Genomic DNA, 25,252 nt, shown 5'->3' with positions numbered 1-25,252 from the left:
CCTCCGTAGTTTTCTATGATGATAGATATTATAAATATATTACAATAATACCATAAAAACGTCCATTATCGATTATAATATACCTGATTAGTTAAACTGATATGCAGCAGTTTCTAATATGACCATAAAAGGTTTATAATATATTCGAAAGAAGTTTCAGATATCGTTGCAGTTATAAAGTCAATATGTTGAGCAAGGAGGAAATCAATGGAGATTTTAATGAAACCTATTGGTTATATTCGATCGCCTTATAAAGACAAGACTGCTGCTCCCAAACAAGGTACACCATCAGAAGGAACAACAGCTGCTATTGAGATATTGGAGGAATACAAAGAAGGCATAGCCGATATTAAAGAAGGGGAATACGGTATCATATTATTCTATTTTCACAAATCCGAAGGCTATAAACTAACGACACTTTCTGCTAAAAGCAATAAAATTATGGGCGTGTTTTCTACAAGATCTCCTAACCGTCCAAACGGTATTGGAATGTCTATTGTCCGGTTTATTAAAAAAGAAAATAACCGACTGATTTTTGAAGGAGTAGATATGCTAGATGGCACTCCTGTGCTTGATATTAAGCCATATAGCAAAGAATTGTGTCCTAAAGATATAGCTCCGCCAAAAGATTTCTTATCTTAGCAATTTTTATACTGAAAAAGGTAAATGAATTAATTGAGCCGCCATTCAAGATACATTTTATATACTCTAAAGAATAAAGAAAAAAAACAACCTCTTGACAACATTGGTTTATTGGAATAAACTATACCTATAAAGATTTACTACAGTAAACCAATTGAGGAGGATTTGCTTATGAGCAAATTGAAACTTTTTGACGCAGAGTATAAACTTATGGATATTGTTTGGGAGCATGAACCTATAAATTCCACAGAGCTTACCAAGATATGCAGACAAAAGTTAGGTTGGAAAAAATCTACAACTTATACGATGATAAGAAAACTTGCCCAGCGAGATATTTTGAAAAACGAAAATGCCACAGTTACTGCTTTATTAAAACGGAAAGATGTTCAAAAATATGAAAGCGAAGCATTGCTAGAGGACAAATTTAACGGTTCACTTCCTGCATTTCTGGCGGCTTTTTTACAAGATAAAAAGCTTTCCGAAAAAGAAGCCAAAGAGATACAAAAGATGATTGAGGAGGCGACAAAGTGAGCAAACTTTTTATTACTGTACTAAATATGAGTATTACTGCAAGCTTTGCAGCTTTAATCATAATTTTCGCCCGTATGCTGCTTAGAAAATCACCAAAGATTTTTTCTTATGCACTTTGGGCAGTGGTATGGTTTCGCCTCATATGTCCCGTATCTTTTGAAAGCGCCCTAAGTCTTTTGCCCGGCCAAAACCTTATGTTTTATAACGTTGATACACTTGCAAATCCAAATGCACTATCCGAACAATATGGTGCAGGCAGTGCTGTAAAGCAAACATTGGAATCGACTTTAACAGCAGTAAATACCTCATCAAATGCGAACTTGATAGATACAGCAGTAAAAATTGCTGCAGCTGTCTGGATATTAGGGATTGCGATAATTTTGTGCCACAGCACTATATCCTATCTTAAACTCAGAAATCGTATTTCTACTGCAACTTTTTATAAAGACAATATCTTTGAAACTGATCAAATTCATACTCCTTTTGTCCTTGGGCTTATGCGACCGAGAATCTATATTCCCACAGGGCTTGAACAAAAAGAATTGGACTATATTTTAAAACATGAGCAGATACATATAAAGAGAAGGGATTATGTTATAAAGCCCATAGCCTTCTTTACTGTAGTTTTGCATTGGTTTAACCCTATTGTATGGATTAGCTATTTTCTTATGTCAAAAGATATGGAGATGTCTTGTGATGAAGAAGTAATCAGACAGTCAAAAGAAGATATACGTGTTAGTTACTCTCGCTCACTGCTTTCACTTTCGATGAAGCAGTCAGGTCTTTTAGCTCCGCTTGCCTTTGGCGAAAGCAATATCAAAACTCGAATAAAAAATATAATAAACTACAAAAAGCCGGCGCTTTGGGCTATATGCCCTGCTTGCATTTTAGTTGTAGCAATATCAATGGCACTTGCGGCAAATCCTTCGGACAAAATAGAATATTTAGCTTCAGCTGAAAAATTCTTAGAATATAAGACGGATTATGTAGGAGATGCGTCAAAGGTCGGCAATATTATTTCTCTGCTGGATTTCCCTGAAAATGTAAACTATAGCTACTTTGAACTTCACACAGAAAATGTTCCTTACGGTATTACAGTGCATTTGAATACCGATGCTAAGACGAGGAATAAATATACCGGCGCTATAAATCAGACACCTTTTGAGAAAAATGCCATTATCATGTTTTCACTCATAGGTAACGTGGATTATATCAATTTTAATTTGACTGACGGCCAAAATGATTATCTGATTCAATATACTAAAGATCAAGCAGATGCTATGGTAGGGAAAGATGTACGAGAATTTTCTTTAGATAAAAAAACATTTGCACAGCTTTTGAAAATAGGGGACAAGATAGAAGAAAGTTTTATCAACGAGAACAAAAATAGTTCTATTACCACAATTGGCGGAGCAGATGGACCGCTTAAAATGTATGAAACAGATAAAGTCGATAAGTCAGAACAAATTGTTGCTTTTGCATGGGAAGTAATAAACAAAGATATTGCATATTATGAAGAAAATCCGGAAGTTAAAATTATTGACAGCAAAATAACGCGTTTAGAACGCATAGAAAGCTTTGACGACTTAACAGATAAAACCATCGACGTATATGCATTGGAATATCGCCTGCTTCCGGAAGACTTAAGTAAAGTAGTTTTGGCAGGAGGCATGGACGTAGATGATGACGGCTGGCTCAAGGAAACCAGCAGTATGGGAAGCCCTTTGCTTGTAGTATCTCGAGATGATGATAGCATTGAATTTATCGGAATAGTTATGACAGGAACTGCGGTAGAAGAAGGCAGCCTGAAAACGGCTGTAAGGGAACTGCTTGAGAAAAACCAATAAAATATAATGCCCTGCAGTAAGTTTCTGATTAAAATAGAAATGCACTACTTCATAGCAAACTTTCAAGTGAAATAAAATGCGGTGCTTTACAATAAGCTTTATGATTGAATGTAAAGCCTGAATGCCTTTACAAATATGGCACTCAGGCTTTTTATACTTTTGCAGGAAAATTATTTGGACATAGAAAAGACCTGTATATTTTACAAGATAGTGTTTGATTTATACGTGGGATTTTTGTATATTTAAATAGGCGACAAAAATATTTAAAGCTTATAGGTGAAACGAAATGAACTATACAGTGACTGAAAATAGAAAAATGAAAATCGGAATTCGAATCTTATTTTGCATATATTTTATCTTTTTGATAAAAGTAATTTTGTTCAAATATCCTATAAATATTGCCATATCCGCTTTAAAAGCCGGCGAAATACCTCCCTTAGCTGTAAGGCTTGAAAGCGCAAACTTTATACCAACAAAAACCATCTTTAGGTTCATGGTTATAAGCAAAAATCTTAGAGTTTCCGCTGAAAATTTATTAGGGAATATAGCTATATTCGCGCCTCTTGGTTTTTTACTTCCCGTAATCTTAAAGAGAAAAATACACAGCCTCAAATCTGTCGTCACAGCTTCATTTTTTGTAAGCCTTGCCATGGAAACTGCCCAATTGTTATTTAATTTGGGAATTTTTGATGTGGACGATATATTGCTTAATATGCTTGGGGCGATACTCGGATACGCATTTTATAGACTAATCAAGCATTAACTTAATAAAAAGCGCAAAGCAAAAGCTATTTTTCCTTCAGTTCTTCATAAAGTTGTTTTACGGATTTGTTATATATTGGGTGCAAAAAAGATGGAGATATTTCACATACAGGACCTAAGACAAAAGAGCGGTTATGGGCATCGGGGTGGGGGATTTTAAGGTTGTCTTCATCAACTATAATATTTTCATAGAAGATGATGTCAAGATCTATATTTCTCGGTCCCCAGTGGATTTTTCGCACTCTCCCCATCTCTTGCTCAATAGAAAGCAGCTCTTTTAAAACTTCTTGAGGAGAAAGATTTGTATCTGCAATGCATGCTCCGTTTAAAAAAGTATCTTGATCTTCATAGCCGTATGGTTCTGTCTCTATTATAGTTGAAACCTTTATTATATTAAGTCCGCGAGCCTTCATTTTCTCCAAAGCCGTTTTAATGTTTTGCTCTTTATTGCCCATATTGCTTCCAAAGGCTATTATTACCTGCGGCACTTTATCGCCTCCACCATTTCAATAATCCTGACGTTTTCTCTTACATCGTGCACTCGCACCATATCCACATCGTGATAGGCGCAAAGTGCGGTAATAGCAAGAGTGCCTTCCAGCCTATTCTCGGGAGATTTTAAACCCAGTGCCTTACCGATAAAAGATTTTCTTGATGCAGCAATAAGTAAAGGCCTGTGAAGACTTTGAAGTTCACAAACTCTGTCCATTATCTCCATGTTATCTTCGTAAGTTTTTCCAAAGCCCAGTCCCGGGTCTAGAATTATATTGTTTTCATTCATGTTGAAACTTATTGCATAGTTAATCTTTTCGACAAAATACTGTGCGATTTCTTTTATAAGGTCATCATATGCAGGATTTTCCTGCATATTTTTAGGAGTGCCTTTTATGTGCATAAGGATATATGGGGCATTGCTTTTAGCTGCTACCTCTATCAGTCTTTGGTCAAAACTAAATCCGCTTACATCATTTATTATATCAGCGCCTGCCTCTAAAGCTTTTTCCGCTACATTTGACCTATAGGTATCTACGGAAATCATTACATCGTGATAATTTTCCCTGATAGCTTTTATAGCCATAACAACCCTTTTTGTTTCTTCTTCCTCGCTGATAGGGTCAGAGCCGGGTCTGGTTGACATTCCGCCAATGTCCACAACATCTGCGCCCGATTGTATCATATCCTGGGCAGTATCTAATATTTCTTGTATGCTCTGCTTTCGAGAACCAGGGTAAAAGGAATCTGAGGTGACATTTATTATGCCCATAACGCGAGTCTTATCGAAACTTAAAGTTCTGCCCCAGGGAGATTTTATAGAATTTGTCTTTTTGGCTGAAAAAAATTCTTTAAGCTCACCGCAAACATTATTCAGTTTGAAATAAGGCATCTTTTGAAGTTTTTCCATCAGGATATTGTAGTGTTTTTTAGTGCCTAAAAGGATTACATCTGAGGTTTCTACACTGCAATCTACTGCATTTTTGTGAACTGCGGCGTCACCGCCTGATGAAAGCATTTCTTGCTTTATGATATTTGCTCCGGGCGCAGGTATATCAAAGAGTTTCAGAGGAATTATCCGGGACTTATCTTTAAATATTTTAAAAGATGCGGGATGCGCATTGACTTTTTTCATTTCATTTTCCAGATATTCTTGAGATATTTCTAATATCATGTCAGAGCTATCTCCTTTCAACTTAATGCTTTTTCAACCCAAGCAAAGGCTTCGTGGTTGTGAATGCTTTCATGGCTTTCTACTTCTACTCTGTAGCATTTGAGCCCTTCTTCTTTTTCCAGCAAAAGAGCTGCATCTCTTGCCACATCCTCCACAAATTTTGGCGTATTATAGGCTGCTTCGGTTACATATTTTTCATCTTCACGCTTTAATAAGGAATAAACCGGGCTTGATGCTGACATTTCTGCAATTGCTGCTAAATGTTCAAACCAAATTTTCTTTTTGGTTTTCACCAGAATTTTAACATTTGCCCGTTGGTTGTGAGCGCCGACACTGCTAATAGCCTTAGAACATGGGCAAAGAGTCTGCACAGGAACCACAACTCCGATGATTATTTCAGTTTTATCGCGGTTTTTCTCACCCGATATTGTTGCTTCAATTTTAAGAGGCGATATATTCTTACTTACCGGTGATTCTTTCCAGATAAAATATGGGAATTTACATTCAAAAAAACTGCTTTCGGCATCAAGCTTTGTTTGTATTCTGCTTAAGATGCTCAAAATAACTTGAGGATTCAGTATATCTATATTATTTAAGACTTCTACAAATCTACTCATATGAGTTCCTTTTATATCATGCTTTAATGCTACAGATAGGCTGATATTGGCAACGGTATTTTGAAATCCGTTTGTCTGGTCATATACCTTCAAAGGCCAATCAATGTTTTTGATACCTACTCTATTTAGCGAAATGCCTCGAGTATCTACTTGGCTTTGGATATCTTTTAACAAATCATTCACCCCTGTATGTGACTCCACAATTTTCAGTTTCCCAAACCTGGATTTCATAAAGTCGGCAGTTTTCTCTGGATAATTCATTATATAGTCTGTCCCAAATCCATCTTGAGATGTTTTCTGCAGAAGGTTGTTTTATAAAGTCATTCAGATAGGAGTGGTCTAGCTGCTGCAATATTGTGGATTCAACAATGCGTTTTAGCTCAGAAAAATCCATAATCATATCTTCTTTTCCCGGCTTGCCCTCTAATTTAACTACAAGCTTATAAGTATGTCCATGGAGCCTTTCACATTTTCCATGATATTCTACAAGGTTATGAGCTGCATCAAACTTGAATATTCTTGTTAAAATCATTGATTCCCTCCTAGCTTATGGTATTCTTGAGATAATTTGACTCTATTATAACATGTTAATATAAATTTTATTAGGAGAAATCCCAAACTCGTTAGGTTTTAGGTTTTCACTGAACATATTTTACTTATCGTTAAGGAAGTCATATGTAATAGATTCGAAGAATATATACATATATAATCTTAATTAGAGAGGATTATTGAATTATGAATAAACGACAAGTAGATTTACTAAAAAAACTAATAATTCAAGATGATTATCAGCCAATAAGATATTTTTCTAATATATTTGGGACATCGGTGAAAACAATATCAAAGGACCTTGATGATATTGAGGAAATAATAAATCCCATCGGTGTCAAAATAGAGAGGAAACAAGGCAGGGGAATTAAGTTATGCTATGCCTTGCCTCAACTAGATAAACTAAACGAAATATTGAATGATATATCACTTCTTGACGGCGATAAGGCTGTAGAAGACAGAAGAACCGAAATCCTGTTAAATCTACTTATAAATACAAACAAGTACACCACAATACAGAAACTTTCAGATAAATATATGGTCAGCAGGACCTCCATTAATAACGATTTAAAAGAGGTTCAAAAAAGATTAGATAGGTACAACTTGCAGCTTTCAAAAACCTTGAAGGGAACCAGAATAATTGGCAGCGAAATAAACATTAGAAAAGCCTTGGTTTCGACTATTCAAGAGTATGCCAAAATCAATCCTAGCTATATATCCGAATATCAAAATATTCGACACAAGGAACTTAATATCGCCGAAATTAATACTATTTTAAGCGATGAATCTCTCTCCTTTTTCGAAGAGCTGCTAAACCACCTAGAAAATGAATTGAAGCTGGTAATCTATGAACCCTATTACACCAATCTGCTGAGCCATTTAGCTATTATGACTAATAGGATAATCAATGGAAATTATATTGAAGATAATCCAGATTACAATAATTCAACGCTAGCAATAAACGAAAGACTGTATGACGCTGCCGTATATTTGATCAAGGAAATAGAAAAGAAATTTGATATCAAGATTAACAAACAAGAAATTGTTTATGTGTATAAATATCTAATATCTGTCGGACTAAGTTTTGAAGATGATAAAAAATGCATTAAAGAATCTGATTTATCTTATGTATATTTTACCAAGGATTTAATAAGCATTATATCTCAAATGCTAAATGTCAATTACGATCTAAGCCTTGATTTATACGATAAATTATTGCTGCATGTAAGACCTATGCTCAACAGGGCAAAATACAATATTCAAATTACAAATCCTTTATTGGATGATTTCTTAAGAGAATTTAAAGAAGAATTTTTTATAGTAAAAGTTGGCTGCTTTTTACTCTGCAACAGATACGGAGTAAATATGATAAACGATCATGAAGTGGCATATATTCTATCCTATTTTATTTCCGAAAATGAAAAAATGGCCAGTGCCATAAAGGTACGAACAGTAGTAATATGCCATAGCGGCTATGGCACCAGCAGATTATTGGCTACAAGATTGGCAAAGACCTTCAGCAATATCGAAATTTCAGGGATAATTTCATCTAATGCGATTAACAATGCAGATTTAGAAAAAGTAGATTTGATAATTTCCACAGTAGATTTGGATATAAATAAACCTTATTTAATGGTATCGGCTTTTTTGAATGAGATAGATAAAGAAAATGTAAAAATTTATATAGAGAATATACTAGAAAATAAGAGAAAATCTTCTTCCTTAGAGTGTGAAGACATTTCTTTAAAGTTTATCGATGAAACAAAGGAGATAGGGGAGATTAAAAGCTTATTTATTGAAGATGGGCTAATCCGTATCAAAGACAATATCTATTTATACCTTAAGGCGGAAAAAGAAAACTCGGTTAAGAGATATTCAATCAAGAAAAAAGGCGCAGAAAGATATATAATTGCCATCAACTATTCTAATTATACTTATTTATCAAATCTTATAAGACTTTTGATAAGAGAAGGATTGAATAAGGATGGGCAATATGAAAAATAAAGGTTTAATCACTGAGGACAATATTCTTATAGACTGTAATGTAAGTTCCAAGGAAGAAGCCATAGATAAACTTGCGGAATTACTGGTAGAGCTGGGAGCTGTTTCGGATAAACCAGGTTTTTTAAAAGATATATACGAAAGAGAAAGTAGAGGTTTCACCTTTGCAGGAGATTATTTGGCGATTCCTCACGGCTGGTCCAAACATGTAGTTAGAACAGCGGCAGTTGTCTTAAAAACAAAGGATTCTATTGTTTGGGATGAAAAAGGAAATTTAGTGAAGCTTATTATTATGTTTGTTATTCCCGAAGGCGATGAAATGGGGCAAGGATTGAAGATGATAGGACAGCTGTTTTCTTCATTAGGAGATGTAGAAGCCGTAAAGAAGTTGTTAGATGCTGATACAAAGAAAGAAATAGCCCGACTGATTTGCAATTATGCACATACTAAATCCAAGTTTTAAGCACAAAAAGACCACCAATAATTGCAATTAATATGATTAAAACAATGATAGAGGTGAATATAAATGAAAAAGATTTATCTATTTTGCGATCAAGGAATGAGCACAAGCATGCTTGCTAAAAGGATGCAAGATATAGGGGAAAAACACAATTTACCCCTAGAAGTAAAGGCTCATTCAATTAAAACTTTAGAAAAAATTATGGAAGAAAAGAATCCCGATTGTATTTTGCTGGGTCCTCAAGTCAGCCATTTATTCGATGATACCAAAAAAAGGTTAGAAAACTATAATGTTCCGGTTGGAGTTATTGATTCCGCTGATTATGGGATGATGGATGGAGAGAGAGTTTTAAAGAAAGCAATATTACTTATGAAAAATCATAAAAAGAGGGGAGAATAACAATGCTTAATAAGCTAGAAAAAGCTCTAATGCCTATTGCGGATATGCTGGGCAAAAACAAGATTTTAGTTGCTATACGTGATGGATTTCTAATTTCCACTCCGGTAATCATTGTCGGTTCTATGTTTATATTATTTGCAAACTTTCCAGTGCCGGGCTGGTCAGAGTTTTGGGCAAAAATATTTGGAGTAGGTTGGGAATCATACTTTTCTAACGTTGCACGAGCGACTTTTGATATCATATCAATATTAACAGTAGTGGGCATAGGATATGCTTATGCTAGAGAAATAGGAGCAGACAAAATACAAGGAGCAATTGTTTCACTGGTATCTTTTATAATCTTAATGCCTACGGCAATTCCATATGAAGGCGTAGAAGGGCCATCTTTTGTAAGGGCTATAGGCTTCTCCTATATAGGAACAAATGGAATATTTTTGGCAATGCTCGTTTCGATTTTATCAGTTCGAATATTCAACTGGGGATACAAAAAGGGCTGGACTATAAAACTTCCCCATGGAGTACCGCCTGCTGTTTTTGATTCATTTGCAGCTTTAATACCAAGTTTTCTAGTAATGTTTGTATTTTTCTTGGTAAGAATCGGGTTTGAGCTTACTCCATATGAATCTGCGCATAATTTCATATATACTGTGCTGCAAGCTCCGCTAATGGGAGTTGGGAACAGTTTAGGAGCACAAATTGTATATGTTGTATCATGCTCTGTTTTCTGGTTCTTTGGAATAAACGGACCTGCAGTGGCAAATTCAGTTTTTTCGCCAATATTTAGAACTTTATCAATGGAAAACTTAGCAGCTTTTGAAGCGGGACTGCCATTACCTCATATATACACAGGGCAATTTGTTGATCTCTTTCAAACATTTGGAGGCGGCGGAAGCACCCTTTCTTTGGTTATTCTTATGGTGACAGTTTGTAAATCAGAAAGGATTAAACAATTAGGAAAATTGTCGATTGTACCGGGTATTTTTGGAATTAATGAACCTATTATATTTGGTTTGCCAATCGTGCTAAATCCTGTAATGATTATACCTTTTATAGGGGTACCTTTGATGAATACAATTTTATCGGCAATAGCCTTTGAAACAGGATTTTTGCCTTATACTAATGGTGTTTCGCTGCCGTGGACAACACCCTTGGGCTTTTCGGGATATTTGTCGACAGGCAGTTTAAAAGCATCGGCATTCCAAGTTCTATTACTGATTTTAGGCTGCTTCGTATATTACCCGTTCATAAAGATACTCGATAAGAGTTACCTAAAAGACGAAGAGAATCAGAGCGAAGAAGATGAGTTAGAGGATATTTCGTTTGACGATTTATCTTTAGATGATATTTAAGATTGCGATACGATAAGGTCAGTTGCCGGCGACGGCAGTAAACTGGAGGTTAAAAGGTTAATATGAAGGTTTTGATGATATTTGACCAAATACAAGCAGGAATGGGAGGCAAGGAAAGATCGGATCTTCCTCCGGGAGGTAAAAAAGGATCAATAGGTTCGGCTCCCATGATCGAGCCTCATCTTAAAAATGTAGATGGTGAAATCGTAGCTTGCTTGTATTGCGGCAATGATTATTTTAAAGAAAACGAAGAAGTAGTAACTAAAAAAATGACTGCTATGGTGAAAAAAATAAATCCTGATGTAGTTATCTGCGGACCTGCGTATAACTACAAAGGATATGCATATATGTGTGCCGTTATTGGTAAAAACTTAAAAGACAAAACAGATATACCGGTTGTAGCCGCTATGTCAAAGGAAAACGAAGATATTATTTCAGAATACAAGGATGCGCTGCATATTGTTAAGATGCCCAAAAAGGGAGGCATAGGATTAAGTGAATCATTAAATAATATCTGCGTATTAGCACGAAAAATGTTTGATAAAAAGGACATAGAGGAACTGGCAAAGAAAATATGCTATTGAAGATATTTATGAGGTAGCTCTGCAAAGGCTACCTCATATCTCAACTTTTACGATGGAGACTTAAAAATGGAACAGGATTTAAATAATAAAATTGATGAACATAAGGAAGAATTATTAAAGTCTATAATAGAAGTGGTCAATATACCCAGCATCAAAGATGAACCAAAGGATAATGCTCCCTTTGGAAACGAGATAAAAAAAGCTCTATTTGTGACATTGGATATAGCAGAGAATTTAGGCTTTAAAACAAATAATCTAGATAATTACATTGGATATGCTCAGTACGGAGATGGCAAGGAATATATAGGGGTTGTAGGGCATCTAGATGTAGTGCCGGCAGGAGAAGGATGGAAGTTTCCTCCTTTTAGCGGACACATTGAAGATGGGAAAATATACGGCAGAGGCGTATTAGATAACAAAGGACCTATTTTAGCTGCGCTGTATGCTTTATACGCCATTAAAGAATGTCGGCTAAAATTGAGTAAACCAGTCAGAATTGTATTCGGCACCGATGAAGAAAGCGGATTTGATGATGTTAGATATTATTTAAAAAAAGAGAAACCTCCCATAATGGGTTTTACCCCGGATTGCAAATATCCTGTTGTCTATGGAGAAAGAGGAAGGGCAAATATCCAATTTGAAATAGATTATGATGACAAAAACTATAAAAGCGCCGCCGATGAACTTTTTAGCTTTTTAAACGATTATATTCTATCCGGTAAAAGCAATGGGGACAGATTGGGTATTGATTTTAGCGATGAGGAATTTGGCGTTATGGAGATGAGAGGCCATAATATTCATATCGAGGATTCCAAATTTCTGTTTAATCTTAGCTTAAGCTATCCGGCGATTGTAAGCATCGATGAAATAATAAAAAGAATAAAATCAAAGCTCTCGAAAAACATAAAATTAAATCTTCTTTTAAACTATAATCCGGTTAAATTCGACAAGAATTCTTTTTTGATTAAATCACTGCAAAAGGCATATGAAGAGGTTACAAAATTAGATGGGACGCCTGTTACAACTACAGGGGGAACTTATGCAAAAATAATGCCTAACATTGTGCCTTTCGGACCTTCTTTCCCTGGACAGAAAGGAATTTCACATAATCCAAATGAGTATATGGATATAGAGGATATAATATTAAACAGCAAGATATTTGCTCAGGCTATATATAACTTAGCAAAATAGGTGAAATACAATGAAGAGATGCGGAGGCGATGGTATGAGTTGGGCGATTATAGGCACCTGGAGAATGGCCTTAGAAGGTATTGAAAAATCAGCAAAGCTGCTTTCCGGCGGAGGAAGTTCAGGAGATGCCATTGAAACAGCTATAAAGATGGTAGAAGATTTCCCTTACTATAAATCTGTTGGATACGGCGGTCTGCCCAATGAAAACGGAGAAGTTGAACTCGATGCAGCATATATGGATGGCGACAGCCTGTCTATCGGGGCTGTTGCGGCGATAAAAGATTTTAAGAATCCCATTAGTATAGCCAGAAAGTTAAGCGAAGAAAGATTTAATTCATTTTTGGTAGGATACGGCGCAGAGGAATATGCTCATAAAAATGGATTCGAAAGGATGAACATGCTTACCGAAAGAGCCGTTATTCATTATAAAAACAGATTAAAAGAAACGATAGATAAAGGACTGAGCCCCTACGACGGCCACGACACTGTAGGAATGGTTGCTCTTGATTTAGATAATTCTATGGCCAGCGGCACATCTACAAGCGGCCTTTTTATGAAGAAAAGAGGAAGGGTGGGGGATTCTCCTTTATCAGGCTCGGGTTTCTATGTAGACAGCAGGATAGGAGGGGCCACTGCCACAGGCCTGGGAGAAGATATAATGAAAGGCTGTATCTCTTATGAAATAGTCAGGTTGATGAAGGAGGGCTATACTCCTCAAGAGGCGGCAGATAAGGCCGTCTTCGAACTTACTAATCTGCTTGTAAGCAGAAGACAAAAGGCGGGAGATATATCCGTAGTTTGCCTCAACAATAAAGGAGAGTTTGGCGCTGCTACAAATATTGAAGGGTTCTCTTTTGTAGTAGCTACCGAAAAATTGCCTCCAACTGTTTATACGTGCTCAGTTGAAAACAATAAAACGATTTATCAAGTTGCTACAGAAGAATGGATGAATAATTACATGAAGACAAGAACAGCTCCTTTAAAATTAAAAGAATAATTTAAAACAGATATAGAAAGACGGTGGATATATGGAAGGTATGGAATTATTAAATTTTCAAATAATAAGTAATGTTGGAGATGCGAAATCATTTCTGTTTAAAGCTTTAAAAGCTGCCAGGGATGAAGACTTTAAAGCGGCAGAAAAACTTATTGAAAATGCAGACGAAAGCCTATTAAAAGCCCATGAAATACATGCAAAGTTGCTGCAGCAGGAAACCCAAGAGCCAATTGAGTTATCTCTTTTATTGATGCATGCCGAAGACCAAATGATGTCGACAGAACTGTTAAGAGATATTACGAATGAGATGTTATTAGTTCATAAAAAGTATCTGGGAGATGATAAAAAATAAGGGAAGACTTAATTCCCTTATTTTTTATTTGTACCTTTATTTTGTCAGCAAGATCTGCATAAAATTTTCAAAGTTCATTGCTTTACTTAAATTATAAATTTTTTGCTCGTCAATCATAATATCAGTTAAAAAATCAAAGAGCGGTTTTACTTTTTCCCTATCTTTCCTGCTTATTGCTATCAAAAATACAATTTTTACTTGAGCATCTCCCCATTTTATGGATTCCGGATTTACTAATGCGAATATTTTAGAACAAACTGCATTGTATTCTAAGGAGTGAGGGAGGGCAAAGCTATTCATAAAACCTGTAGATGAAAGCGCCTCTCTTTCATACAATGAAGTTATGAACCTTTCATCGATTATGCCCTTTTCCTTCATAATTTTTGTCATAACCTTAAAAGCTTCTTCTCTATTTTTTATCTTAGTAGTGTAGAGGAAGAGATCGGAACTAAAATAATAAGAGAGCATCTCGGTCAAGTGGCCGAATTCTTTTTCTTTGATAATTTTACTCATTGCCTCTTTTATTTTCGCAATGTCGTTTTCATTTATAAAAGGGCTTATTTTGCATATAGTGTATGGAAGAAGCTCATCGATATTTTTTGTAGTGATGAGAAGATCAAAGTTTTTTAATTCATATAGTTCTTTTGCGTTGCGCACTATGAAGCAATTAGAATGGCGAGGGATTAGCTTGTTTATATTTTTTAAAAAGTTCTCTTCGATGACGGTATAATTTTCAAAAAAGACGGCTATATTTAGATGCAAATTTTCTGCTTTGGGTTTTGTAGCCTCTTCTATTGCAAAGCCTATATGAATCGCGATTAGAGAAATTTCAAATTCAGGTATTGCAATTTGAAAGACAGAAGATAATTTATCAGCAATTTGCACTGCTATATCATATATAAAAAAACAACTATCTTTTATAGACAACATAGCTTGGGGAGGAATGTACTTATCCTGCCTGCAGCGCAAGATTAGTTGATATATATGAAGAGAAAAAACATTTATAAATTGTTTTAAATCAACTTTAAGCTTATTTCTTTCAAATACATCCAAAATAATATCTTTAATCTTGTTTACAAACTTTTCGTCTAAATTATCATAAGAAGCCAACAGTTTTTTTCGTTTTATAACGCCTGTCAACGAGTTTTGAATAGGAGTTTGAAGGTCTTTTCTGCCAAATTTGTCAGCAATATTATAAGCAATCTTTTCTATATCTTTGCTTAATTTGCCGGTATAAGATTTTTGATTTTGATAATTAGCGTCGAAAGTGAATATGGATAGTAAATTAATTAATAAATTGGACTCGTAAAATTCCGGTACATAGTAATTTGCCTCTTCGATGATGTGATAGACTTCTCTCCTGAAGGATGTAACATCAATATTCGGGAAAAACTTTTCCAGGTCATTAATTGTGTCGAAGTTGTTGTTTATTTCCTCTTGGATTAACATTGCAAGAAGCCGTTGTCTGTCTTTCTCGCTGCCCTCGATAAATATTTTTGCATCTTTTCTAATAAATTTCACAGAATAACTTTTAATCATATCATTTATATCAGTTAGCCGCTGTTGGAGAGTTGACGAGGAGATATAAAATTTATCTGCTACATCATCAAAAAGAGAGCCATTGTTTATAAATAAGTAGTGAAGTATCTCCTTTAAGTTTTTCTCTTTTTGAAAAGGAAGGACTGCAACCTCTTCTGTAAGCAAACTGCGGTACTCGGGATTTATAAAATATCCATTCCTAGACGAAAGAACAAGCTTCTTGCCAAAATTTGCGTTGATTTTCTTAATATCATTTCTGACAGTTTTTTCAGATACCTGTAAAAGATCTGCAATAACTGAGCATATCAACCTTTCATGCTGCAATAACAGAATCAATAGATTCTTTTCTCTTTCCGTAAGAGTCATTTGAATCTTCCTCACGAATTTACATTACTTTCTTCAATCCTATAATCTATATTATCATATGGGAACATGGGGCGTTTAATACGCTTGAATACTAATTTTTCAGTTCGCTGGTTTGTCGGTCCATCTGTCAGAGACATTATGCAAAATGGGCTTATTGCCTGAAAATCCGGAGAAATATATCCCTGTTTTACCACGATTACATCATATTGCAAAATGTCTACATTTGAGTACTTGAATTGCTCCAGTTCTGTATAACTTACAGATTCACCAAGCACGATTACGCTGATTGGGTAGTTGTCTAATTTTATAGTAATAGCAGAGCCTATATCAGGTCGCTTAATGTAATCTTTGCCTACAACTCCCCTGGAAATAACCGTTCCTTTAATATGAACCTTTGTGGATTGTTTATCTAAACCCATTCCCAAATCAAGCTCTACTTTCTCGCCAACATCTTTTTTCAATAAGACAGGATATATTTGTTGGTCTACTATTCCAGCTATAAGAATTGTTTTATTGTTGTAGTCTTTTAAATCAAGACACTGTCGCAAAACATAATTACTGTAACCGTCTGCCCCTGCTCCGCAATTATCGCCGGAGTCGGTTAGAAATACCGGTCTTCCTTGATGGTTAATAGCCCTTTCAAGTGCTTTATCAGGTTCATCTACAATTCCATGATAGTGAAATTGATATCGCCGCGCAAGAACGAAGTCATAGATTTTATCAGCAGTTTCATTTGCGTATTCCTTATGTTTTTCATCGCAAGGAACGACTACAACAGAGCAGCCTAATTTGTCCCCATCATGCCTAAGGTATCCTATATGAAATGAAGCCGATAATATTCTTTCGTCCTTTTCCACTTCATCCAGGTATTTATTAATAGATACCATAGGCTCATCTGTTGATACAGATTTCTCGCCGCCAATGATAATAGGGACCTTTCTATAAACTGGCGTTAGATACCTTTTATTTTTTAAAAGATCTACAAATAATTTTGCAACTTTTCTGTGGGTTTCCAGTATATCTGTATGAGGCGAATGCCTGTAGCATCTCACAATTGTTGTATTAGCAATAAATTGCTCTGATAGATTGCCGTGAGGATCCATGACTACAGCGATTGGAAGATACGGACCGGTAATTTTTCTAATTTCTTCTAATATTTTATGCTCTCCGGAATCCCCTTCCAAATCTTCTACTTTACTTGCGCCATGCAGATAAAGAAATATACCATCAATTTCACTTAGGTTTTTCTTTAAAGTATGCAAAATTCGCGTCAGAATAAAATCAAAAGCATCTTTTGTAACTAAACCGCCTGGATGACCATTTGCATAAATACTAGGGATTATTTCTATGTTATTGTTCTCAAAAATATCTCTTATCCCCATTGCATCTATAGAGTCTTCGCCATACTTAAAAATAAAATTCTCAAAACCCATTTTTTGATATGCATGTTCATTTGATTCTGAATTAAAATGCCCTGCTAAGACTTTCATTTCTGTGTTTGCCCCTTTTCACCGGCTTTAGACTCAAGCACCTTTTTCATCTTTTTGTAAACTGCATCCCCTTTCATTAGCCCATAATCTTCCGGGCTGATTATCATAATTGGAATAGCCGGGTCAACTTCTTTTCTTATATTTTGGGCTGCATACTTAACTTGAGGCGCAAGCAACACAATATCCTTATTTTCAGCACTTTTTGGAATTGATTCCAAACCTGCAGCAACTATGTTTATGTGATCGTTTATCTTTGCTGCTGCTTCTTGTATTTTTTTACACATAATTGTTGTGCTCATACCTGCCTGACAAACTAACAAAACATCCATGTTTTTTCCTCCTTGCAAATTTCAACGTTACACGCATAAGTTATAAAACTTCTATTTCTTCTAGATCTACGTCTTCTAAATTTGACGTATTTGCTTCTTCCTGCAGCTTTTGTTTTTCATAAACTTTAAAAAAGGGATAGTACACTATTACATCAGCTATAATACACACTACTGTTAAAATCAGTGATTTATAATCAAGACTTGATAACAACTGCCCAAGTCCTACAGGAACTGTAGAACTTACATTTACGAATGTCCTATTTATTAATCCCATACTCATAGGAACATAGCATAAAATGATATTTACAATTTGAGCCAAAAGAAAAGGAATAAGGAAAATAGGGTTTAAAACAATAGGTAGACCAAAGAGAACCGGCTCGTTTATTCCAAAAATTCCAGGAACAATAGCAAGCTTGCCTATAGTTTGTATTTGCTTAGACTTGCTTCTTAGCATTAAAAACACCAAACCTAAAGTAGCGCCTCCGCCTCCGATTGCAACAAAATTAAAATAAAAAGGTGAAGTTACTATTCTGGGCAGCTGCTTTAACGATGCACCCGCAGCATACGCCGCTGCATTTTCCAGTGTGTTTGCCTCAAGTGACGGCATTACAACTGATAGTATAGCACTACTGTGAATACCAAACCACCACCCAATTTGTGCAAACGTTGAAGATAGCGAGATTCCCCAAATAGTATCTACTGCAAGGTTTAGCGGCTTGCCTATTGCCATCATTATTTCAGGGAAAGAAGTGTTAAAACCTTCAGCTAGCAGTATTCTTCCCAACAGCATTATTATAAATATAAGGGTTATTGGAACCAAGTTTCCAAGGGAATTCCTCAATGATGCAGGCACTGTATCCGGAAAGTTAATATACCCGAGTTTTTTCTTTACAAACCAATGATACAGCTCTACTGAAACAAACGTAGTAATAATGGCAGAAAACAATCCTGTTCCTCCAAAATAGCTGGTATCCCAATTCCACTGCACATACTGGCTATTAATCAATAGAAATGATATAAACGCGACAAGCATTGTAAGAAATGTGTTCATATCATTTTTTAACGCTGTGTTATAAGCTATTGCTAAACTCAAGTATAAGGCTTGGCTTCCTAATGTTATACCGAATAAGAAACTCAAATGAGGACCATATACCTCAGAAAACTGTGCCCATGCCTTAAAAAAGCCGTATAAAACACTGTTTGGTTCCAGCATATTATAATCAAGAAAAGGCCTTGATAATATTAGAGAAAATGAACCTATCAAAATTATTGGAAGGATTGTCATAAATGAAGTTGCAATTATTTGTAGATACTTATTTTGAGCAACCTTTCCGGTGATTGGAGACAGATACTTTTCTACTACAGAAGAGAATTTGTCTAAAAAATTATTCACGTGAATCAAGCCCCCCATTAATTTTTCAATAATAGACTTGCCATGCGTTCCCAATTTATAGCACTGTTTAAGTGGTCTTGAGCATGTGTCATTATTAAGGAATATGGCACTTCTTCATTGTTTGCTTCAGCTTGTATCAGTTCCGTTTGTAAATTATGCACCTCATTTAAAATTTCTTTACCGCGATTTAGTTTTTTCAAAGCCTCGTCCTCATTGCTTCCTTTATACAGCAAAACAGCATTATAAAAGCAGTCTAATGCTTCGCCGGCATTTGCAATGATTTTAAAAGCCAAGAGCTGTACTTCTTCTTTTGTCATATTTTCCTCCTTCTTAGCAAATATTTGTAATTTATGTTGTAAATCTGTCTGTATTTTAAACTTATCATGTGTTTACTGGATTTTTCAAATCTGAAATTGCCAGGTAAGTGGTAATTTAGTATTTAGTATAAAAATCAATCCTCATAGACTAATTAAGCATTGACTTAATCAAAAACCGTGCTACAATTGAATTAAGTAAATATTTAATTAAAATTGGAAGGTGGCAGTTTATGGATATGTTAGTTATACTAAAGGCTTTGGGCGATGATACGAGATTTAAAATTATTGAGATTTTATTAGAGCATAATTACTGTGTGAGAACTTTGGCTGATGAACTGGGGATTTCGGAAGCTGCTGTATCTCAGCATTTAAAAGTGTTAAAAGAGGCAGGCCTGCTCGAAGGCGAAAGGCGAGGCTATTATATGCACTATGATGTAAATCGAGATGTTCTGTATAAGCTTGCATCAAAAATTGAAGAGTTAGCGGACATCCAGCGCAAGCCCTGCAATTTTAAAGAAAAAGAAGACTGCAATCACAACGAAAAACAACAATGCCATATGCAAAAAACCGGGCAGGAGTGCTCCGAGAAGGTTCGGTTTTTCTGCCACGGCAGCAGTAAAAAAGAAGGCGGAAAACAAGATGCCAATCATAACTGTCACGAATCTTAAAAAGATGTTTGGAGAAGTTTGCGCGGTAAATGATATTTCCTTTGAGATAGATGAAGGGGAAATATTTGGCTTTCTAGGACCCAACGGAGCGGGCAAGACTACAACTATCAACATGATGATCGGACTTGCAAGACCTACCGACGGTGATATTGTAATTTATGGTATTGATGCCGTAAGGGAGGTTAAAAAGGTTCAAGGGATTATAGGAGTGGTTCCTGATGAGAATAATTTATATGATGAGATGGACGGCTTCGAAAATCTTTGTTTTTGTGCCTCTTTATATGGAATAGGGAAAAATGAGCGGGAAAAAAGGGCGCGAGCATTACTGGAAGAGTTTAATTTAGTCGGTGCGGGAAAACGTCCATTTAAAGCATATTCCAAAGGGATGCGACGCAAGCTTACAATCGCTGCAGGGATTATACACGATCCTAAGATTCTGTTTTTAGATGAGCCGACTACGGGCATAGATGTGGAAAGCGCTCGACAGATAAGAAGGCTCATAGTGAGCTTAAAAGAGCAGGGCAAGACAATATTTCTTACCACCCACTATATTGAAGAGGCTCAGCGTGTATGCGACAGGGTTGCCTTTATTGCAAATGGAAGGATTGTAAAAGTGGGCACCGTGAAAGAGCTTTTGGAAAATGCGCAGCATGAACACAAAATGAAACTTGTGCTCGATAAAAGTATTGAAGATATAAAGGATGAAATCGAAAGCAGCTTAGAGAACTGCAAGCTCAAAATACAAGAAGAAAACTCCTGCATTATTATTTCAAAGGAGCGCATAGCCCTATATCCTATCCTTCGGATTTTAGACAGTAAGGGAGTATCGGTTTATGAAGCAATAGAGATAAAGCCATCTCTTGAAGATGTATTTGTCAGCGTAACAGGAATCGAAGCTCCTATGCTAAAAAAAGAAAAAGAGAGGGTAGGAAAATAAAATGAAAACATGGATTGCATTTTGGAATATTTTAAAAAAAGATGTTAGAAACTATTATTTAAAACCGCCTAACATCAGCTGGGGAATCATCTTTCCTGTTTCTTGGACGCTAATGCAGCTTCTCCGCTCACCTGAACATGTGGAAATCATAGAACTGCTGCCGGGACTAATGGCAATGAGCGTGCTGTTTGGAACAACCTCGATGCTGGCTGTTACGATTACCTTTGAGAAAAAAGGACGCTCCTTTGACAGACTGCTCCTTGCTCCAATAAGTCTTAACATGATGGTTCTTGCGAAATTATCCGGCGCAGTAATATTCGGGATAGTTAATGCCTTTGTGCCGGCTGTTTTTGCAGCTTTCTTTATAGATTTGAGCAAAATAAACTGGGCAGCAGTACTTGCTGCGATTTTTCTCATTGCGGCTACTTCTGCCTTAATAGGCCTATTTATTGCCGTATCGGCAAAGGAAGTTTTCGAGGCACAGACCTTTTCCAACTTCTTCAGGTTTCCCATGCTGTTTTTATGCGGACTGTTTATACCAATCAGCCAACTTCCTGCCCCGTTAAGACTTATCTCCTTTTGCCTGCCGCTGACCTATGGAACCGACATGCTCAAAGGCGCTATCATAGGGCCCCCTGCTTTCAATATCCTCCTGGATATCCTAGCCCTGCTGATCTTTGTCCTGCTGCTATTTCACCTCTGCCATAGAAATATAGAAAGAAAGTGGATCTTATGAGCACCCAAAGGGTGCTTTTTATGTGGAAAATTCTCCGCAAGATACCCGAAACAAAGGAAAACCGAAATAAATATAGAATATTAACATATGGCTTGGTATAATTTTGTACATACGATATTAAATCTGATAAAAGTTAGATTTAAAAAATTTATAATACATGCAGCAGGAGTGATATATTTGACCAACTTTCAAGACAAGGTTAATTTTATATGGAGCATAGCAGAGCTTTTAAGAGGTCCTTACAAAAAAGAGCAGTATGGAGACGTAATTCTCCCGATGGCTGTTCTTAGAAGATTTGATTGTGTTTTGGCAGAAACTAAGGAAGAAGTATTGAAAGAGTATGAAGCTTTAAAGAAAACAGGGCTTCAAAATATGGACCCTGTTTTGAATAAAATATCGAAACAGAAATTCAACAATACAAGCAAATATGATTTTGAAAAATTACTGGCAGACCCTGATAACATCGCAAGCAATTTAAGAAACTATATCAACGGTTTTTCAAAGAATGCCAGAGAAATCATAGAGCATTTTGATTTTGACAAGCAGATTACAAAACTTAATGATAATAACCTGCTTTATCTTATTGTATCTGAGTTTAATAAGATAGATTTACATCCCGATGTGGTAAGCAATACAGAGATGGGCTATATATTCGAGGAGCTTATAAGAAGATTTTCCGAACACGCTGAAGCCGGCGATCACTATACGCCTCGAGAAGTTATAAGGCTTATGGTAAATATACTTTTAAATGAGGATAAGGAAAGTTTGACAACTCCGGGTCTTGTCGTAACTGTCTATGACTGTTGTGCCGGTACCGGCGGTATGCTCTCAGTTGCCGAGCAATATTTGAAAGAACTAAACCCGGGCATACAGGTGGAATTATTCGGTCAAGAGATAAATCCGCAGTCCTACAGCATTTGCAAATCTGATATGCTCATAAAGGGGCAGGATGCAGACAACATTATTTTAGGTGACAGTTTTACAGAAGATGGGCACAAGGATAAAACATTTAGATATATGCTGACGAATCCCCCTTTTGGGGTAGAATGGAAGAAAGCAGAAAAGTTTATCCGCGAAGAATATGAAAAAGAAGGATTTAACGGCAGATTTGGTGCAGGTCTTCCCAGGATATCAGATGGTTCTCTTTTGTTCCTACAGCATTTAATATCGAAGATGAAACAAGACGAAAAGGGCAGCCGTATTGCCATTATATTCAATGGTTCGCCCTTGTTCACAGGAGATGCAGGTTCGGGGGAATCAGAAATAAGGCGCTGGATAATTGAAAATGATATGTTGGAAGGAATTATTGCTCTACCTGACCAGCTATTTTATAATACAGGCATTTCTACCTATATTTGGATAGTAACCAACCGCAAAAACAATGATTTGATGAAAGGTCCTGTAAGAACAGGGAAAATACAGCTGGTAAATGCAGTAGACTTTTACCAGAAGATGAGAAAAAGCCTCGGCAATAAGAGAAATGAAATCAGCGAAGAACAGATAGAGGAAATTACGCGGATATACGGAGAATTTAAGGAAAACGAATACTGCAAAATTTTTGACAACGAAGACTTTGGCTACCGGAAGATAGTCGTAGAAAGACCTTTAAGACTAAACTTTCAAGTAACCGAGGAGAGGATAAACAACCTTTACAATGAAAGAGCCTTTCAAAAACTTGCCGAATCTAAGAAAAAAGGTGCGGCGGGTCTTCGCGAAATAGAAGAAGGCAAGAAATTGCAGCAGCAGATTATAGCGGTACTGAAAACTATGAATTCTGATATTATGTATAAAAATAGAGATGTATTTACAAAAGAGCTTAAAAAAGCCTTCAAAAACAGCGATGTAAAGCTTGATAATACACTGCTTAAAGCTATTATTTCAGCCCTGTCTGAAAAGGATGAAACAGCGGATGTCTGTCTGGATGCCAAAGGAAATCCTGAACCGGATCCGGATTTAAGAGATACAGAGAATGTGCCCCTAAAAGAAGACATACATGATTACTTTAATCGGGAAGTAAAACCCCACGCGCCTGATGCTTGGATAGATGAATCCAAGACAAAAATAGGATACGAAATCCCCTTCACGCGACATTTTTATAAATATGAACCACTAAGACCTTCCGAGGAAATCTTAGAAGAAATAAAACAACTTGAAAAAAGCATCCAGCAAAAACTCCAAAAGGTGATAGGCGAATGAGCAACTTTAAAAGATATGACAAATACAAAGATTCCGGCATCGAGTGGATAGGAAAGATACCTGAGGGGTGGAAGGTAGAACCTCTGAAACGTATAGTTAAATTAATTCAAACAGGAAGGACACCAACGACAAAAAATGAGGATTATTTTAATGGAGAAATTCAATGGTTTACACCAGGAGATTTTTTAGAAGACAAGGTATTACGTGAGTCAAAAAGAAAGATTAGTAGCATAGCTATTATTGATAATGAGGCAAGATTGTTTCCAAAAAAAACTATAATAGTTGTTGGCATTGGAGCTACTGTTGGTAAAGTAGCTATATTAGGAATTGATGGAAGTTTTAACCAACAGATAACGGGGATAATCGCTGATGAGCAAAAAGTGAACAGTGATTATTTATATTACTGGTTGCATGCTAACCAAGAAGTAATAAAAAATATTTCCAATTATACAACGTTACCAATCATAAATAATGAGTCTTTGAAAAACTTTGAGTGTTTATTGATGCCATTGAGTGAGCAGAGAGAAATTGTCAACTTCCTCGACCAAAAAACTGCGGAAATAGACGACCTGATTGCGGATAAAGAAAAACTGATTGAACTGCTTCAGGAAAAGCGGCAGGCAGTTATAACCGAAGCAGTAACAAAAGGTCTTAACCTAAATGTAAAGATGAAGGATTCGGGGATTGAGTGGATAGGGGATATACCCGAGGGGTGGAAGGTCACAAAGCTGAAATATGCATGTATCGAATCTGCAATTTATGGATTAAATGAACCGTCAGAGAGCTATACGGAAGATGGTATAAGACTAATAAGAGCAACTGATATAAACAAATTAGGAAATTTAGATAGCAAAATGCAAGGCGTTTTTATCCCGATAGAAAAGGAAAGAAAAAATATTTTAAAAACTGGGGATATTTTAGTATCTAGAAGTGGTTCGCTGGGAATTTCGCTTTATTTCGATGAGGATAAATACGGAAAGTGCACTTATGCGAGTTATCTAGTTAAATTTAGAGCCAATAAATATAACTATTCCCGATATTTATTTTATTTTACAAAGTCAGAGAGCTTTTATAGTCAAATTAAAATAGCATTAGTAACATCGACAATCAGCAATTTCAATGGTCAAAAATATGCAAATATGAGGCTACCATTACCTCCCCTTGACGAACAAATATCCATCGCTAACTTCCTCGACCAAAAAACTGCTGAAATCGACAGTTTAGTATCAGAAATCCAAGAACAAATCCAGAAACTCAAAGAATACCGCCAAGCCCTTATTTTTGAAGCGGTGACGGGCAAAATTGATGTAAGAGATTATGCTGCTGTTAGTTAG

Annotated in this window: 26 protein-coding genes; 17 read left to right on the top strand and 9 right to left on the bottom strand. The window is 36.0% G+C overall.

The window, feature by feature from the left end; all coding sequences use genetic code 11:
- The first annotated feature begins 207 nt into the window (after positions 1-207).
- The 4 genes from tsaA (at position 208) to TSYNT_RS08260 (ending at position 3,783) form a co-directional block, all read left to right on the top strand.
- Positions 208-642, top strand: a complete 435-nt coding sequence (gene tsaA / locus TSYNT_RS08275; RefSeq protein ID WP_059033033.1) for a tRNA (N6-threonylcarbamoyladenosine(37)-N6)-methyltransferase TrmO — start codon at positions 208-210, stop codon at positions 640-642.
- 171 nt (positions 643-813) lie between these two features.
- The gene (locus TSYNT_RS08270) at positions 814-1,173 is read left to right on the top strand and encodes a BlaI/MecI/CopY family transcriptional regulator (RefSeq protein ID WP_059033032.1); all 360 of its coding nucleotides are present in this window, start codon (positions 814-816) and stop codon (positions 1,171-1,173) included.
- Complete coding sequence (locus tag TSYNT_RS08265; protein WP_202859762.1) at positions 1,170-3,020, top strand: M56 family metallopeptidase; 1,851 nt, start codon at positions 1,170-1,172, stop codon at positions 3,018-3,020. The genes TSYNT_RS08270 and TSYNT_RS08265 overlap by 4 nt, the downstream gene beginning before the upstream one ends.
- A 286-nt stretch (positions 3,021-3,306) precedes the next feature.
- Positions 3,307-3,783: a VanZ family protein gene (locus TSYNT_RS08260; RefSeq protein ID WP_059033031.1), complete on the top strand. Its 477-nt coding sequence runs from the start codon at positions 3,307-3,309 to the stop codon at positions 3,781-3,783.
- A gap of 25 nt (positions 3,784-3,808) precedes the next feature.
- Here the strand turns inward: TSYNT_RS08260 and folK are convergent, their stop codons facing one another.
- Genes folK through queD form a run of 4 tightly spaced genes read right to left on the bottom strand, consistent with a single transcriptional unit; the run spans position 3,809 to position 6,597 of the window.
- Positions 3,809-4,270, bottom strand: a complete 462-nt coding sequence (gene folK, locus TSYNT_RS08255; protein ID WP_059033030.1) for a 2-amino-4-hydroxy-6-hydroxymethyldihydropteridine diphosphokinase — start codon at positions 4,268-4,270, stop codon at positions 3,809-3,811.
- Entirely contained in the window at positions 4,258-5,448 is a 1,191-nt protein-coding gene (folP, locus tag TSYNT_RS08250; RefSeq protein ID WP_083497716.1) for a dihydropteroate synthase, read from the bottom strand. The genes folK and folP overlap by 13 nt, the downstream gene beginning before the upstream one ends.
- A 17-nt stretch (positions 5,449-5,465) precedes the next feature.
- Entirely contained in the window at positions 5,466-6,296 is an 831-nt protein-coding gene (folE2, locus tag TSYNT_RS08245) for a GTP cyclohydrolase FolE2 (RefSeq protein WP_059033029.1), read from the bottom strand.
- Entirely contained in the window at positions 6,241-6,597 is a 357-nt protein-coding gene (gene queD / locus TSYNT_RS08240) for a 6-carboxytetrahydropterin synthase QueD (protein WP_059033028.1), read from the bottom strand. Before queD ends, folE2 begins: the two co-directional genes overlap by 56 nt.
- Positions 6,598-6,800: 203 nt before the next feature.
- Between queD and TSYNT_RS08235 the strand changes: the two genes are divergently transcribed.
- The 8 genes from TSYNT_RS08235 (at position 6,801) to TSYNT_RS08200 (ending at position 13,947) form a co-directional block, all read left to right on the top strand.
- Positions 6,801-8,618, top strand: coding sequence for a BglG family transcription antiterminator (locus TSYNT_RS08235; protein ID WP_059033027.1), 1,818 nt, complete (start codon positions 6,801-6,803; stop codon positions 8,616-8,618).
- Positions 8,608-9,078 (top strand): PTS sugar transporter subunit IIA, encoded by a 471-nt coding sequence (locus TSYNT_RS08230; protein WP_059033238.1) that lies wholly within the window; start codon positions 8,608-8,610, stop codon positions 9,076-9,078. Before TSYNT_RS08235 ends, TSYNT_RS08230 begins: the two co-directional genes overlap by 11 nt.
- A 63-nt stretch (positions 9,079-9,141) precedes the next feature.
- Positions 9,142-9,474, top strand: a complete 333-nt coding sequence (locus TSYNT_RS08225; RefSeq protein ID WP_059033026.1) for a PTS sugar transporter subunit IIB — start codon at positions 9,142-9,144, stop codon at positions 9,472-9,474.
- Positions 9,475-9,476: 2 nt separating this feature from the next.
- Entirely contained in the window at positions 9,477-10,823 is a 1,347-nt protein-coding gene (locus TSYNT_RS08220; protein WP_059033025.1) for a PTS sugar transporter subunit IIC, read from the top strand.
- A 62-nt stretch (positions 10,824-10,885) separates the two neighbouring features.
- A complete protein-coding gene (locus TSYNT_RS08215) occupies positions 10,886-11,407 on the top strand; it encodes a GrdB-related putative oxidoreductase (RefSeq protein WP_059033024.1) in 522 nt (173 codons plus the stop codon).
- 66 nt (positions 11,408-11,473) lie between these two features.
- Entirely contained in the window at positions 11,474-12,598 is a 1,125-nt protein-coding gene (locus TSYNT_RS08210; protein ID WP_059033023.1) for a Sapep family Mn(2+)-dependent dipeptidase, read from the top strand.
- 34 nt (positions 12,599-12,632) lie between these two features.
- On the top strand, positions 12,633-13,595 hold the full coding sequence (locus TSYNT_RS08205; protein ID WP_059033022.1) for a glycosylasparaginase: 963 nt from the start codon (positions 12,633-12,635) through the stop codon (positions 13,593-13,595).
- Positions 13,596-13,635: 40 nt separating this feature from the next.
- Positions 13,636-13,947: a PTS sugar transporter subunit IIA gene (locus TSYNT_RS08200; RefSeq protein WP_238142666.1), complete on the top strand. Its 312-nt coding sequence runs from the start codon at positions 13,636-13,638 to the stop codon at positions 13,945-13,947.
- A 36-nt stretch (positions 13,948-13,983) separates the two neighbouring features.
- On the opposite strand, the gene TSYNT_RS08195 is transcribed toward TSYNT_RS08200, so the two are convergent.
- From TSYNT_RS08195 to TSYNT_RS08175, 5 genes are read right to left on the bottom strand one after another with little or no spacing between them, the layout of a single operon-like run.
- Positions 13,984-15,852, bottom strand: a complete 1,869-nt coding sequence (locus tag TSYNT_RS08195; RefSeq protein ID WP_059033020.1) for a BglG family transcription antiterminator — start codon at positions 15,850-15,852, stop codon at positions 13,984-13,986.
- Positions 15,853-15,863: 11 nt separating this feature from the next.
- A complete protein-coding gene (locus TSYNT_RS08190; RefSeq protein WP_059033019.1) occupies positions 15,864-17,342 on the bottom strand; it encodes a M81 family metallopeptidase in 1,479 nt (492 codons plus the stop codon).
- Complete coding sequence (locus TSYNT_RS08185; protein WP_059033018.1) at positions 17,339-17,671, bottom strand: PTS sugar transporter subunit IIB; 333 nt, start codon at positions 17,669-17,671, stop codon at positions 17,339-17,341. Before TSYNT_RS08185 ends, TSYNT_RS08190 begins: the two co-directional genes overlap by 4 nt.
- A gap of 40 nt (positions 17,672-17,711) precedes the next feature.
- Positions 17,712-19,064 carry a PTS sugar transporter subunit IIC gene (locus TSYNT_RS08180; protein WP_059033017.1) on the bottom strand — a complete coding sequence of 451 codons (1,353 nt, stop codon included), beginning with the start codon at positions 19,062-19,064 and terminating at the stop codon, positions 17,712-17,714.
- Between the two features lie 17 nt (positions 19,065-19,081).
- Positions 19,082-19,381: a PTS sugar transporter subunit IIA gene (locus TSYNT_RS08175; RefSeq protein ID WP_059033016.1), complete on the bottom strand. Its 300-nt coding sequence runs from the start codon at positions 19,379-19,381 to the stop codon at positions 19,082-19,084.
- A gap of 230 nt (positions 19,382-19,611) precedes the next feature.
- Here TSYNT_RS08175 and TSYNT_RS08170 point away from each other — a divergent pair, with 230 nt between their 5' ends.
- From TSYNT_RS08170 to TSYNT_RS08150, 5 genes are all read left to right on the top strand, one after another.
- Positions 19,612-20,049: an ArsR/SmtB family transcription factor gene (locus TSYNT_RS08170; protein WP_059033015.1), complete on the top strand. Its 438-nt coding sequence runs from the start codon at positions 19,612-19,614 to the stop codon at positions 20,047-20,049.
- Positions 20,021-20,986: an ABC transporter ATP-binding protein gene (locus TSYNT_RS08165; protein ID WP_059033014.1), complete on the top strand. Its 966-nt coding sequence runs from the start codon at positions 20,021-20,023 to the stop codon at positions 20,984-20,986. The genes TSYNT_RS08170 and TSYNT_RS08165 overlap by 29 nt, the downstream gene beginning before the upstream one ends.
- A gap of 1 nt (position 20,987) precedes the next feature.
- Complete coding sequence (locus TSYNT_RS08160; RefSeq protein WP_059033013.1) at positions 20,988-21,722, top strand: ABC transporter permease; 735 nt, start codon at positions 20,988-20,990, stop codon at positions 21,720-21,722.
- 177 nt (positions 21,723-21,899) lie between these two features.
- Complete coding sequence (locus tag TSYNT_RS08155; RefSeq protein WP_059033012.1) at positions 21,900-23,918, top strand: type I restriction-modification system subunit M; 2,019 nt, start codon at positions 21,900-21,902, stop codon at positions 23,916-23,918.
- Positions 23,915-25,252: a restriction endonuclease subunit S gene (locus TSYNT_RS08150; RefSeq protein WP_059033011.1), complete on the top strand. Its 1,338-nt coding sequence runs from the start codon at positions 23,915-23,917 to the stop codon at positions 25,250-25,252. Before TSYNT_RS08155 ends, TSYNT_RS08150 begins: the two co-directional genes overlap by 4 nt.

Origin of the sequence: Tepidanaerobacter syntrophicus (assembly GCF_001485475.2) — a bacterium.
GTDB classification, from domain to species: Bacteria; Bacillota; Thermosediminibacteria; order Thermosediminibacterales; family Tepidanaerobacteraceae; genus Tepidanaerobacter; species Tepidanaerobacter syntrophicus.
Note: the sequence above shows the minus strand (reverse complement) of the source record. Positions and strands in the feature narration are given on the sequence as shown.